12 protein-coding genes are annotated in these 12817 nt (G+C 66.8%); 6 read left to right on the top strand and 6 right to left on the bottom strand.

Going from position 1 to position 12817, the window contains the following annotated elements:
- Positions 1-87: 87 nt before the first annotated feature.
- The 5 genes from C5B99_RS07605 to dhaK form a co-directional block, all read right to left on the bottom strand.
- Positions 88-1563, bottom strand: coding sequence for a flotillin family protein (locus C5B99_RS07605; protein ID WP_104241170.1), 1476 nt, complete (start codon positions 1561-1563; stop codon positions 88-90).
- Between the two features lie 95 nt (positions 1564-1658).
- Positions 1659-2126, bottom strand: coding sequence for an NfeD family protein (locus tag C5B99_RS07600; protein ID WP_104241169.1), 468 nt, complete (start codon positions 2124-2126; stop codon positions 1659-1661).
- A gap of 133 nt (positions 2127-2259) precedes the next feature.
- Complete coding sequence (gene dhaM / locus C5B99_RS07595; protein WP_104241168.1) at positions 2260-2964, bottom strand: dihydroxyacetone kinase phosphoryl donor subunit DhaM; 705 nt, start codon at positions 2962-2964, stop codon at positions 2260-2262.
- Positions 2961-3593: a dihydroxyacetone kinase subunit DhaL gene (gene dhaL, locus C5B99_RS07590; RefSeq protein WP_104241167.1), complete on the bottom strand. Its 633-nt coding sequence runs from the start codon at positions 3591-3593 to the stop codon at positions 2961-2963. Before dhaL ends, dhaM begins: the two co-directional genes overlap by 4 nt.
- 3 nt (positions 3594-3596) lie before the next feature.
- On the bottom strand, positions 3597-4598 hold the full coding sequence (gene dhaK / locus C5B99_RS07585; RefSeq protein WP_104242022.1) for a dihydroxyacetone kinase subunit DhaK: 1002 nt from the start codon (positions 4596-4598) through the stop codon (positions 3597-3599).
- 188 nt (positions 4599-4786) lie between these two features.
- On the opposite strand from dhaK, the gene C5B99_RS07580 reads away from it, so the two are divergent.
- Together C5B99_RS07580 and glpK are read left to right on the top strand one after the other, a co-directional pair.
- Positions 4787-5584: an MIP/aquaporin family protein gene (locus C5B99_RS07580; RefSeq protein WP_104241166.1), complete on the top strand. Its 798-nt coding sequence runs from the start codon at positions 4787-4789 to the stop codon at positions 5582-5584.
- A gap of 154 nt (positions 5585-5738) precedes the next feature.
- On the top strand, positions 5739-7253 hold the full coding sequence (gene glpK / locus C5B99_RS07575) for a glycerol kinase GlpK (RefSeq protein ID WP_104241165.1): 1515 nt from the start codon (positions 5739-5741) through the stop codon (positions 7251-7253).
- Positions 7254-7377: 124 nt separating this feature from the next.
- Here glpK and trpD read toward each other — a convergent pair whose 3' ends face one another.
- Positions 7378-8436: an anthranilate phosphoribosyltransferase gene (trpD, locus tag C5B99_RS07570; protein ID WP_104241164.1), complete on the bottom strand. Its 1059-nt coding sequence runs from the start codon at positions 8434-8436 to the stop codon at positions 7378-7380.
- 106 nt (positions 8437-8542) lie between these two features.
- Here trpD and C5B99_RS07565 point away from each other — a divergent pair, with 106 nt between their 5' ends.
- The 4 genes from C5B99_RS07565 to C5B99_RS07550 all read left to right on the top strand — a co-directional run bounded on the left by C5B99_RS07565 (position 8543) and on the right by C5B99_RS07550 (position 12771).
- On the top strand, positions 8543-9175 hold the full coding sequence (locus C5B99_RS07565) for a heme-copper oxidase subunit III (protein ID WP_236558405.1): 633 nt from the start codon (positions 8543-8545) through the stop codon (positions 9173-9175).
- Positions 9176-9197: 22 nt separating this feature from the next.
- The gene (locus C5B99_RS07560; protein ID WP_104241162.1) at positions 9198-10031 is read left to right on the top strand and encodes a c-type cytochrome; all 834 of its coding nucleotides are present in this window, start codon (positions 9198-9200) and stop codon (positions 10029-10031) included.
- Positions 10032-10103: 72 nt separating this feature from the next.
- Positions 10104-11183, top strand: coding sequence for a ubiquinol-cytochrome c reductase iron-sulfur subunit (locus C5B99_RS07555; RefSeq protein ID WP_104241161.1), 1080 nt, complete (start codon positions 10104-10106; stop codon positions 11181-11183).
- Positions 11167-12771 carry a cytochrome bc complex cytochrome b subunit gene (locus C5B99_RS07550; RefSeq protein WP_104241160.1) on the top strand — a complete coding sequence of 535 codons (1605 nt, stop codon included), beginning with the start codon at positions 11167-11169 and terminating at the stop codon, positions 12769-12771. The genes C5B99_RS07555 and C5B99_RS07550 overlap by 17 nt, the downstream gene beginning before the upstream one ends.
- The last annotated feature ends 46 nt before the right edge of the window (positions 12772-12817 follow it).

Raw genomic sequence — 12817 nt, 5'->3', positions numbered from 1 at the left:
GTCAGTGTATCCGCCGCAGACGACGAGACGGGGCGGCCCGTCGGGGCCGCCCCGTCTCGGGAACGGTGCTGCGTGTCTCGCGGTCGATCAGACCCCGGGAGTCGTGTCGCTCGTCGCGCCGGTCGGGTTCATGCCGCCCTGCTTCGAGAACGAGCCGACCAGCTGCTGCAGGTCGATGCCCGTGAGGGTCTTGAGCACCTCGGTGCCCTCGCCAAGCACGGAGCCGACCGTCTTCGTGACGGCGCTGGCGCCGTCCGTCGAGATGACGGTGAGCTTCTCGATGTTGCTGATGGGGTCGGCCGCGGCGCGGACGATCTCCGGGAGGCGGGAGATGATCTCCTGCGCGATGGCAGCCTCGCCGTACTTCTGCAGCGCCTGCGCCTTGGCGTCGGTCGCTGCAGCCTCGGCGAGACCCTCAGCCTGGATCGCAGCGGCGCGAGCGTCACCCTCGGCGCGGATACCCGCTGCGAGCGCGATCTGGCGGTCACGGTCGGCTTCACCGGAGTACCGCACGGCAGCGGCGGCTGCCTCGGCGTCCTGGACGGCGGCGACCTTGTTGGCCTCTGCCGTGCGCGTGCGCTTGTAGACCTCGGCGTCGGTCGCCGCGTTCTCGGTGTCGCGGATGGCGTTGGCCTGCTGGACCTTCGCGTAGGCGTCGGCCTCGGCAGGCTTGCGGATCTCGATGTCGAGTCGCTCCTGGGTCACGAGGGCCTGTTCGATGAGCGCCTCGCGCTCCTGCTGGGCGACGAGTCGGTCCTGCTCGGCGCGAGCGAACTGACCGGCCGCTTCAGCCTCTGCGTTCGCTCGGTCGGTCTCGGCCTTGATCGATGCCTGGCGCAGTCGGAGTTCCTTCTCGCGTTCCGCGATGCGCTCGGACGCCTCGATCTTGGCGAACTCGGAGACCCGAGCGGCCTCCGCCTCGCTGACCTCAGCGACCTGGCGCGCACGAGCGGACTCGGAACGCCCGAGGTTCTGCAGGTAGTCGCTGCCTGGGGTCGAGATGTCGGAGATGTTGAGGAGGTCGACCTGCAGGCCCTGCTCGATGAGGTCGGCCTTCGTCTCCGACACGACTCGGTCGGAGAGGCTCTTGCGGTCGGAGATGATCTGCTCGATCGTCATGTCTCCGACGATGGAGCGCAGCGAGCCCTCGAGCGACTCGCGGATGATATCCGTGAGGGCCTCCTGCTGGTCGAGGAAGCGCTGGGCCGCGCGGCGAACACCTTCCTCGGTACCGGACACCTTGAAGTTGATGGAGGCCTTGATGGCGATCTTGATGCGGTTCTTGTCGACGCCCTCGACCTGGATGCCGATCTGACGCTGCTCGAGCGAGAGGGCGAAGCCCTGCTGCAGGATGGGCCACACGAAGGTGCGGCCGCCGATGACGACGCGCTGCCCCGTCATGTCGCTCTGCGCCTTCTGGCCGGCGCCGCGACCGACGATGATGAGCGCCTCGTTCGGCGGGACGCGCCGGATGCGCGACGCGATGAACACTCCGAGGGCGAGCAGCGCGATGATGATCGCGATGACGCCGATCACAGTGACGTTGGCAGTTATCAAGTCCATATGGTCGATTTCCTGTCGTGGAGGTCGTGGGTGGTCATGCTGTGGTCATGAGGCGCCCGACGGCGCAGGGAGTCGGCCAGCTGGGCGTCTCCCGATCAGATGGATTCGCGTTCGACTTTGACGCGCGAACCGAGGTGCTGCACGACGCGGATGCGCGCGCCCTGCTCGATCTCACCGTCGGCGAACGCGAGGCGCCGCTCGATCTCGTGGGACCCATCGAGCGCGACCTCTCCGCTTGAGATCGTGATCTTGGACATCGCCGTGCCGGTGTCTCCCGTGACGTCCCGCGGCACGCCGTCGCTGCTTCTCGACAGGTTGCGCACGAGCAGCGACGAACCGACGTAGGCGATGAGGCCGATGACGATCGCGACGATGTAGGCCCAGAACTGCGGCAGGCCCATGCTGTCGGTGATGGCACCCGAGGCGCCGAAGACGACGAGCGCGACGGCCAGGCCGGGAACGGAGAGCAGCCCGCCAGCATCGACGTCGAGGACTTCCCCGAAGAAGAGCGAGAAGACCAGAAGCCCCAGGCCGATCGCTCCGATGATGATGAAGACGGTCATGACGGTGAGCTCCCTGGTGGCCGCGTGCGGCGGGGTGTCCCGCCGCCTCGCGTTGATTCTACCGAAGGCTGAGACACCGCGGCGCGGAGACCTCTCCGGCGCGGCGGCGCCTCAGCCTGAATTCTGACGGAGATCAGGCTTCTCCGAAGCCGGAGCTGATGAGCGCCGCGATCTCGGTGACGGCCTGCTCGGCCTCCGCGCCCGTTGCCGAGACCTCGATCTCCTGCCCCTTCGAGGCCCCGAGGGAGATGATCCGGAGCAGGCTCTCCGCGTCGGCCCCGCCGATCGTGATCTGCGCATCGAACTTCCCTGCCACCGAGACCAGCTGGGCCGCCGGCCGTGCGTGCAGCCCCTGCTCGTTGACGATCTCGACCTTGGTGCTCGCGCGGGGAGCCGCGGCCTCATCCGCTGCCGACGGTGCCGACTGCTCGGCTCCTGACGCGTCCTGCGCGGCGCCGTTCCTGTGCCACGCCGACTCCCCCGCCCGTGACACAGCGTCCAGCGACGCCCCTCCGGCCGCCGCGACAGCGGCAGCCACCGTGCCCTCGACGAGCGGCGCGTCCACGAGGCGCACGTCCCCGGCGTCGTCGTCGAGCATCTCGAGCACGGTCTCGGCAGTGAGGACGGCGGAGCCGAGGTCGGTGAAGACGGCGACTCCCTCGCCGGACTGCGCCGTCGCGACGGCGCGCTCGATGAGCTCGAAGCTCGTGCCGATTCGGCCGTCCTCGGTGCCGCCAGCAGGGACGATCGTCACGTCCTCCGCCATCTGACCCGCGAGCTCGACGAGACCCTCCGCGATCGGTGCAGAGTGCGATACGACGACGATGCCGACCGTCATGAAGCCGCCTCGACAGCGGCACCAAGGAGGTAGGCGGTCGACTGCGCGCCCGGATCCCGGTGCCCGGCGCTGCGCTCGCCCAGGTAGCTCGCTCGGCCCTTCCTGGCGATGAGCGGCTCCGTCGCAGCCGCGCCCTCCACTGCCGCGAACGCCGCGGCCCGGAGCACAGCGGCGCCGTCGTCGCCAGCGGCGGCCGCCTTGCTCGCGGCGGAAGCCGCGGGAGCCCAGGCGTCGACCATGGTCTTGTCGCCCGGCTGCGCCTTGCCACGCTGCTGCAGCCCTGCCGAGGCCGCCTCCACGAAGGCCGCCACGTCCGCGGGCTCCAGCTCGGGCTTGCCCTTGAGCGCGACGGCGCCCTTCAGGAACGCCGTCCCATACAGCGGGCCCGCCGCTCCACCGACCGTGGAGATCAACGTCGTCGCGAGCAGCTTCAGCACGTCGGCCGGCGTCGCATCAGCCTCCAGTGAGGAGAGCTTCCCGAGCGCGGCCTGGAATCCGCGATCCATGTTCTCCCCGTGGTCGCCATCGCCGATGTTGCGATCCAGGTGGATGAGCTCAGTGCGGTTCTCGGCCATCGAGGTGGCAGAGAGCTCCACCCAGCGCCTCGCCCAGTTTCCGTCGAGTGTCATGTTCTACCTTCCCCACCGAAGTGCCGCTGTGTGCACCGGTGCATCCCACAATGCCGTGAGTTCGTCGTCGAGCCTGAGAACGGTGATCGAGCAGCCCTGCATCTCGAGCGATGTCGTGAAATTCCCGACGAGGTGCCTGGTTACTGTAATTCCGTGTTCCCTCAGCACCTGCGCGGCGCGACGGAACACGATGTAGAGCTCGATTTCGGGGGTGCCGCCCATTCCATTGACAAATAGCAGCACATTATCGCCGGAGGCGAATGGCAGATCCTCGAGAATCGGGGTGAGCAGCCGGTCGACAATCGCATCAGCAGGCTCGATCGCGATTCGCGCGCGACCCGGCTCTCCGTGAATGCCGATCCCGATCTCGATCTCGTCCTCTGCGAGATCGAAACTCGGCTCGCCAGCGTGCGGCACGGTGCAGGCCGAGAGGGCGACGCCCATGGACCTCGTGTTCGCGTTGACCCTGGTCGCGAGTTCGGCGACGGCGTCGAGGTCGTCTCCACGCTCTGCCGCTGCTCCGGCGATCTTCTCCACGAGCACCGTGCCGGCAACTCCCCGCCGACCGGCCGTGTAGAGCGAGTCCTTCACGGCGACGTCGTCGTCGACGAGCACCGTTCGCACCTCGATGTCCTCAGCCAGCGCAAGGTCGGAGGCCGTCTCGAAGTTGAGGACGTCGCCGGTGTAGTTCTTGACGATGTGGAGCACACCCCGACCGGCGTCCACGGCCTTCGTGGCCTCGAGGATGGGGTCAGGCGTCGGTGAGGTGAAGACCGGCCCTGGGACTGCCGCGTCGAGCATCCCGTAGCCGACCAGCCCGCCGTGCATGGGTTCGTGCCCTGAGCCGCCGCCGGAGACGATCCCGACCTTGCCCTCCACCGGTGCATCGTTTCGCACGAGGAATGCGGGCTCGGGGGCGACCCGGAGAATATCCGCATGGGCGAGCGCCATACCCTCGAGCGCTTCCTTGACAACGTCCTTCGGATCGTTGATCAGCTTCTTCACGATCATCCTCTCGACGAGATTTCGGCAGCAGCATTGCAGCCACGCTCAGCCTAGTGCCGATGGCGGGTCACAATTCGGGAAACTCGCTCGTAACACGCGCGTCGGAGTTGTTCCTGTGCCTATGGTGAGGAACCGCTCAATCGCGGCACGGGCTCGCCCCGTATCGAACTTCCCAGAAAGGCAATCCCGTGGATCTAGGATCGATCTTCTTGGCCGAGCTGGTGGGCACCGCAGTGCTCGTCCTCCTCGGTTGCGGTGTCGTCGCCAACGTCGTCCTCAAGGACACGAAGGGCAACGGCGGCGGCTGGCTGCTCATCAACTTCGGCTGGGGCTTCGCCGTCTTCATCGGCGTGCTCTCGTCAGCGGCGTCAGGCGGCCACCTCAACCCAGCAGTGACGCTGGGACTCGCGGCCAACACCGTCGTCACCGGCGGCTCCGTGGACGTCGCCGAGGTGGGGCTGCGCATCGTCGCTCAGCTCATCGGCGCCATCCTCGGTGCCGTCGTCGTCTGGCTCGCCTACAAGCTCCACTTCGACGACGAACCGGATGCGGGTTCGAAGCTCGCGGTCTTCGCGACGGGTCCGGCCAAGCGCAGCCTCGGCTGGAACACCGTGACCGAGATCATCGCGACGTTCGTCCTGGTGCTTGCCGTCATCGCGTTCCAGAACTTCCCGGCCTTCTCGATGGCGAACACGGACTCGACCGCGCCCGACATGGGCAGCCTCGGAAACCTCGCGCCGCTCGCCGTCGCGATCGTCGTGGTGGCCATCGGCGCGAGCCTCGGTGGGCCGACCGGCTACGCCATCAACCCAGCCCGTGACCTCGGACCGCGCCTCGCGCACGCCTTCCTCCCCATCAAGGGCAAGGGCGGCAGCGACTGGAGCTACTCCTGGGTTCCGATCGTCGGACCGATCATCGGCGGTGTCCTCGCCGGCCTCGTCGGCACGGCGATCCTGCCCGCCGCAGCTTCCGCCTTCGGCGCCTAGCACCCACAGGGCGAACTCGACGCTTTCAGGGCCGGAGTCTTCACAGTTCCGGCCCCGAAACTGTCTGCAGGACACCACCAGCGATGCTCGCGCCAGTCCAGCATCGCGTTTTTCACCGCTGGCACATCAGCACCTCTGACAAAGGAGTCACTCCGTGAGCAAGTACGTCATCGCCATCGACCAGGGAACCACCTCCTCGCGAGCCATCGTCTTCGACCACTCCGGGTCGATCGTGTCGACCGGGCAGCTCGAGCACGAGCAGATCTTCCCCAAGGCCGGCTGGGTCGAGCACGACCCCAAGGAGATCTGGAACAACACGCGAGAGGTCATCGGCCAGGCACTCTCGAAGGCGAACATCACCAGGCACGACATCGCGACGATCGGCATCACGAACCAGCGCGAGACCGCCGTCGTCTGGGACAAGACCACCGGGGAACCCGTCTACAACGCCATCGTGTGGCAGGACACGCGCACGCAGCCCATCGTCGACCGGCTCGCGGCCGAGGGCGGCGTCGAGCGCTTCAAGGACACCGTCGGGCTTCCCCTCGCCACCTACTTCTCCGGAACGAAGATCGTCTGGATCCTGGAGAACGTCGAGGGTGCGCGGGAGCGCGCCGAGGCCGGCGATCTCATCTTCGGCACGACTGACAGCTGGGTGCTCTGGAACCTCACCGGCGGCGTCGACGGAGGCGTCCATGTCACCGACGTCACGAATGCCTCCCGCACGCTCTTCATGGACCTCGAGACGCTCGCCTGGGATCAGTCGATCCTCGACGCGTTCGGGGTGCCGGCATCGATGCTCCCGGAGATCAAGTCCTCCTCCGAGGTGTACGGCCACGCCAGCACGCAGTCACTGCTGCGCGAGGTGCCTATCTCCGGCATCCTCGGCGACCAGCAGGCGGCCACCTTCGGCCAGACGGCCTTCTCCTCGGGCGAGGCGAAGAACACGTACGGCACGGGATCGTTCCTCATCTACAACACCGGCGAGAAGATCGTGAAGTCCGAGAACGGACTCCTCACGACGCTCTGCTACAAGCTCGGCGACGCGGCTCCCGTCTACGCGCTCGAGGGCTCGATCGCCGTGACCGGGTCGCTCGTGCAGTGGCTGCGCGACAACCTGGGCCTCATCAACTCGGCTCCGGAGATCGAAGAGCTGGCCAGCAAGGTCGAGGACAACGGAGGCACCTACATCGTCCCGGCCTTCTCCGGGCTCTTCGCCCCGTATTGGCGACCGGATGCACGCGGCGCCATCGTCGGCCTCACGCGCTTCGTCAACAAGAACCACATCGCTCGTGCGGCCCTCGAATCCACGGCATACCAGACCCGCGACGTCCTCGAGGCATCCAACGCGGACTCCGGCGTGCCCCTCGCGGAGCTGAAGGTCGATGGCGGCATGGTCGCGAACGACACGCTCATGCAGTTCCAGGCAGACATCCTGAACACGGACGTGGTGCGCCCCGCCGTCACGGAGACGACCGCGCTCGGTGCGGCCTACGCCGCCGGGCTCGCAGTCGGATTCTGGAAGGACCTGGACGAGGTGTCCGCCAACTGGCAGGAGGACAAGCGCTGGACGCCGCAGATGCCGGAGGAAGAGCGCGAGCGTCTCTACCGGAACTGGAAGAAGGCCGTCTCGAAGACTCTCGACTGGGTTGACGAGGACGTCAAGTAGCGCCCTGCGCGCTTCCCGACGACCGAGGCCCTCAGCAGTTTGCTGCTGAGGGCCTCGGTCTGTCCTGGTGCGGCGTCGTCGCGTTGCTCACTCTGCTGTCCGCTGCGCCGATCGGCGACTCGCTTCACGCGGAGCGAGTCGCTGCCACCCACGCATCCAGCGTCTCGATCGCGCGGCCGGAGTCGATGCTGGACGCTGCGTCAGCGATGCGCGCCGCGAGGCGCTCTCGGAGGGGCCGCTCTGCCGCTTCCGGCGTCACCGCGAGGTCGTAGGCGACGAGGCCTGCGGCCGCGTTGAGCAGCACGATGTCTCGAACGGCGCCATGCTGCTTCCCGGACAGCACGGCGCGGGCGATGGCCGCGTTCTCCTCCGGCAGACCGCCGAGGAGCTCCTGCATGTCGTAGGTGCCGAGGCCCACGTCCCGTGGGTGGAGATCGTGTTCGGTGATCGCACCGTTCGACACCTCCCAGATGTGGCTGTAGCCGGTGACGCTCAGCTCGTCGAGCCCGTCGTCACCCCGGAAGACCAGAGCGGTGGCACCGCGGGTGCGGAAGACCCCGGTGATCAGCGGAATGGCGGCCTGGCGGGCGACCCCGACGGCCGATGCCTCGGGGCGAGCGGGATTCGTGAGGGGGCCGAGCAGGTTGAAGACCGTGGGAACCCCGAGCTCACCGCGCACCTTCTTGGCGTGGCGGAACCCCGGGTGGAACTGCGCGGCGTAGACGAAGGTGAGTCCGACCTCCTCGAAGATGCGTCCCACTCGAACAGGGTCGGCCGTGTGGACTGCGCCAAGAGCCGAGAGAACGTCGCTGGATCCGGACTTCGCGCTCGACGCCCCGCCCCCGTGCTTCACGACGGGGACCCCCGCACCGGCGCAGACCATCGACGCCATCGTCGAGACGTTCACGGTCCCGACCATGTCGCCACCGGTACCGACGATGTCCAGCGCCAGGGGCGGCACCTCGAGCGGCACAGCGTGCTCGAGGATCGCGTCGCGGAACCCGACAACCTCCTCGACAGTCTCGCCCTTCGCGCGGAGGGCGACCAGGAAGGCAGCCAGACGTGCTTCGCTGACGTCGCCGCTCATGACCTGGCGCATGGCCCACGTGGCCTGCGCGACGCTGAGGTCATCACCGCCAAGGAGCTTCTCGAGCAATCCGGGCCAGGTCTCGGTCGATGTCATGCAGGAAACGATAGCCGTCCACCACCCAGGCACACCTAATCGGACGCGACCCGCCGGTCAGCCGTGCGTTGTCTCGGGAACCTGGGAAATCGGTCATAATGGTCAGGTGACTGCTGCAACCACCGCTCAGGCCGTGCACACGGTCCATCGCCCCAATACGACTGCCATCGGCGTCATCGTTTGGCTCGGTAGTGAGGTGATGTTCTTCGCTGGGCTCTTCGCGATCTTCTTCACTCTGCGCTCTATGGCGCCAGAGCAGTTCGCCGAAGGCCACAGTGCGCTGAACGTGCCCTTCGCCACCATCAACACGCTGATCCTCGTCAGCTCGTCGTTCACGTGCCAGTTCGGCACGTTCGCGGCTGAGCGCGAGCAGGCCCGCGCCACCGGCAAGAGCCCCAAGAACTGGGGCGCGATCGAGTGGTTCTACCTCACCGTCCTGCTCGGAGGCATCTTCGTCGCCGGCCAGGTCTGGGAGTACGCCACGTTCGTCAGCGAGGGCTACGTCCTCAACCTGAACGCGTTCACGAGCGCCTTCTACATGACGACCGGCTTCCACGGCCTGCACGTGACCGGCGGACTCGTCACGTTCCTCCTCGTGATCGGCCGCATGTACTCTGCCCGCCGCATGGGAACTCGCGAGGTCAGCAGCGCGCTGGGCATCTCCTACTACTGGCACTTCGTCGACGTGGTCTGGGTTGCGCTCTTCTTCGTCATCTACCTGCTGCCCTACTTCTCGTAGCCCGATCCTGGAGAACACACCAATGTTCCGAACGACCAAACCACGGACTGCGAAGACGGCGACCCGCAAGACGGCTCGCCGCCGCACCCCCCTCGCCACCGCGGCTCTCCTCGGCGCAGGCCTCCTGCTGACCGGCGGCGCGTACACCGCGATCGACACCGCAACCACGGCTGCTGCAGCCGAGGACGTGGCCCCCGCCAGCGCCGCAGACATCGAGAACGGCGCCGCGCTCTTCGGCGCCAACTGCGCCACCTGCCACGGCATGAACGCAGCGGGCACCGAGAACGGCCCGAGCCTCATCGGCGTCGGTGCCGCTGCCGTCGACTTCCAGGTCGGCACCGGCCGCATGCCTATGCAGGCCAACGCCGCCCAGGCCCCCGCCAAGCCCGTCCAGTTCGACGAGCAGGGCATCTCGGACCTCGGCGACTACATCGCTTCGCTGGCCCCCGGTCCCGCCGTCCCCGACGAGAAGTACCTGCAGGCCGATGGCGACGCAGCACGTGGAGCAGAGCTGTTCCGCATCAACTGCGCCATGTGCCACAACGTCGCAGGTGCGGGCGGCGCCCTCACCGAGGGGAAGTTCGCACCCGAGCTCATGACGGTCGAGCCCGTCCACCTCTACGAGGCGATGATCACGGGCCCGCAGAACATGCCCGTCTTCAACGACGCGAACCTCACCCCCCAGGACAAGGCCGACATCATCACGGCGATTCGCTGGCAGACCGAGGTCACCGGCACGATCGGCGGCAACAGCCTCGGATCGCTCGGTCCGGTCTCCGAGGGCCTCTTCATCTGGATCTTCGGAATCGGCGCAGGCGTCGCGATGGCGGTCTGGATCGCCACTCGACCGAACTAGTGCCGGAAGCAACCCGGCCCGGGTCCAAACGACTTACTGCAGCTGAACAGACACACCCAGAAAGGGATCACCATGGCTGATGGCGAACACGGCGGAGAGCTTCGCACTGCTCCTTCGTCGGAGCGGGCGCCTCACATCGGGACCGCGATCCTTCCCAAGGACGGCTTCGAGAACCCTGGCATGCCGGCGCACCGCGACCGGATCACGGACGCGGACCCCGCGCAGGCGAAGCGCACTGAGCGCCTCCTCGTCGCGCTGTTCGTGTTCTCGGCACTCGCCAGCATCTTCGCTGTCGTGGCCTACTTCGTGTGGCCGATCAGCCGCGAGGACATCTCGACCGTCCGCCTGAACAACATGTTCCTCGGCATCGGCATCGCGCTCGCGATGCTCGCCATCGGCATCGGCACGGTCGCCTGGTCCAAGTACCTCATGGCCGACCACGAGATGGCCGAGGCCCGCCACCCGGGCAAGGGCTCCCCCGCCACTCGTTCGCGAGCGGTCGAGGTCTTCGCGCAGGCGAACGAGGAGTCGGGATTCAGCCGCCGCAAGCTGTTCCGCAACTCCCTCATCGGAGCCCTTGTCGCCATGCCGCTTCCCGGCATCGTGCTCTTCCGCGACCTCTACAACGGGAACAACCCGGACCCGGTCGAGTCGCTCTCCCACACCATGTGGGAAGAGGGAACTCGCCTCGTCCGCGACCCCACGGGAACGCCGATCCGCGCCGCGGACGTCACCTACGGTTCTGCCTTCCACGTCATCCCCGACGGCCTGATCGACCTCGAGCACCACCTGCTCGAGGAGAAGGCCAAGGCGGTTGTCCTGCTCATGCGCTTGCCCGCTGACCAGCTCAACGAGCGCGAAGACCGTGCCGGATGGTCCTACGACGGAATCGTCGCCTACTCCAAGGTCTGCACGCACGTCGGTTGCCCGGTCGCTCTCTACGAGCAGCAGACGCACCACCTGCTCTGCCCGTGCCACCAGTCGCAGTTCGACGTCAAGAACCACTGCGAGGTCATCTTCGGACCGGCGGGACGCCCGCTCCCGCAGCTGCCGATCGCTGTCGACGACGAGGGCTACCTCATCGCGCAGAGCGACTTCACCGAACCTGTCGGACCGAGCTTCTGGGAGCGACGCCATGACTACAACGTATAAAGCTCCGGTACGCGAGGGCGGGTTCATCGCCGGCGCCGCCAACTACCTCGACGAGCGCACCACCATCTCCGGTGCGGTCAAGGAGTTCGGACGCAAGATCTTCCCGGACCACTGGTCCTTCATGCTCGGAGAGATCGCGCTCTACAGCTTCGTCGTCATCCTGCTCTCCGGAACCTTCCTGACGTTCTTCTTCGACCCGTCGATGGCCCACGTCGAGTACGAAGGCTCCTACCTCCCGCTCAAGGGCATGGGCATGTCGGCCGCTATGGCGTCGACGCTCGACATCTCCTTCGACATCCGCGGCGGACTGCTCATGCGCCAGGTGCACCACTGGGCAGCGCTGCTGTTCGTGGCGTCCATCGGGCTCCACATGCTGCGCGTCTTCTTCACCGGAGCGTTCCGCAAGCCCCGCGAGCTCAACTGGGTCGTCGGCTTCGTGCTCTTCATCCTCGCGATGGCAGAGGGCTTCACCGGCTACTCGCTCCCCGATGACCTGCTCTCCGGCAACGGCCTGCGCATCATCGACGGAATCATGAAGGGCATCCCGCTCGTCGGAACCTGGGTCTCCTTCCTGTTCTTCGGCGGCGAGTTCCCCGGTACCGAGATCGTCGGGCGCCTCTACTCGCTGCACATCATGATCCTGCCCGCGATGGTCATCCTGTTCATCGCGTTGCACTTGGCCCTCATGGTGATCAACAAGCACACGCAGTGGCCCGGACCCGGCCGCACGAACGGCAACGTCGTGGGAAACCCGGTCCTCCCGGTGTTCGCCGGCAAGGCAGGCGGATTCTTCTTCCTGATCTTCGGCCTCATCTTCCTCATCGCGTCGTTCTTCTCGATCAACCCGGTCTGGAACTACGGCCCGTACGACCCCTCCCCCGTCTCCGCCGGTACCCAGCCTGACTGGTACATCGGCTTCGCCGACGGCATGCTGCGACTCATCCCGCCCGGCTGGGAGGTGTACTGGTTCAACCACACGTGGTCGTTCGCGATCCTGACCCCGCTGATCCTCATCGGAATCTTCATCGTGCTGGTTGTCGTCTACCCCTTCATCGAGGCATGGATCACGGGTGACAAGCGCGAGCACCACCTGCTCGACCGCCCGCGCAACGCACCCACCCGCACCGCGATCGGCGCAGCCGGCGTCACGTTCTACGCCGTCATGTGGGCTGCAGCAAGCTCCGACCTCATGGCAACGCACTTCCACCTCGCCATGGAGCACGTCATCCACTTCCTGCAGGTGATGCTGATCCTCGGACCGGTCATCGCGTACATCGCAACGAAGCGGATCTGCCTCGGACTCCAGAAGCGCGATCGTTCGCTTGCGCTGCACGGTGTCGAGTCGGGACGTGTTCTTCGACTCCCCCACGGCGAGTTCGTCGAGGTCGAGGTTCCGCTCGACAAGTACGACCGATGGGAGCTCGTCTCCTATAACGAGCAGGCGCCGATCATGCTCCGTCCGAACGAGGACGGAAAGATCACGGCTCCCATGCGCCTGCGCGCCGCTCTGTCGCGCTGGTTCTTCGAGGACCGCGTCGAGCCCGTCACGAAGACGGAGATCGAACAGGCACACCACGGCCACCACTAGGCCGTAGCAACTCCCTGAGCCTTCGGGCACACAAGAGGGGCTGTCA

The organism is Pseudoclavibacter sp. Z016, from assembly GCF_002931215.1.
Taxonomy (GTDB): domain Bacteria; phylum Actinomycetota; class Actinomycetes; order Actinomycetales; family Microbacteriaceae; genus Pseudoclavibacter.
This window is presented reverse-complemented; position numbering and strand designations above follow the sequence as displayed.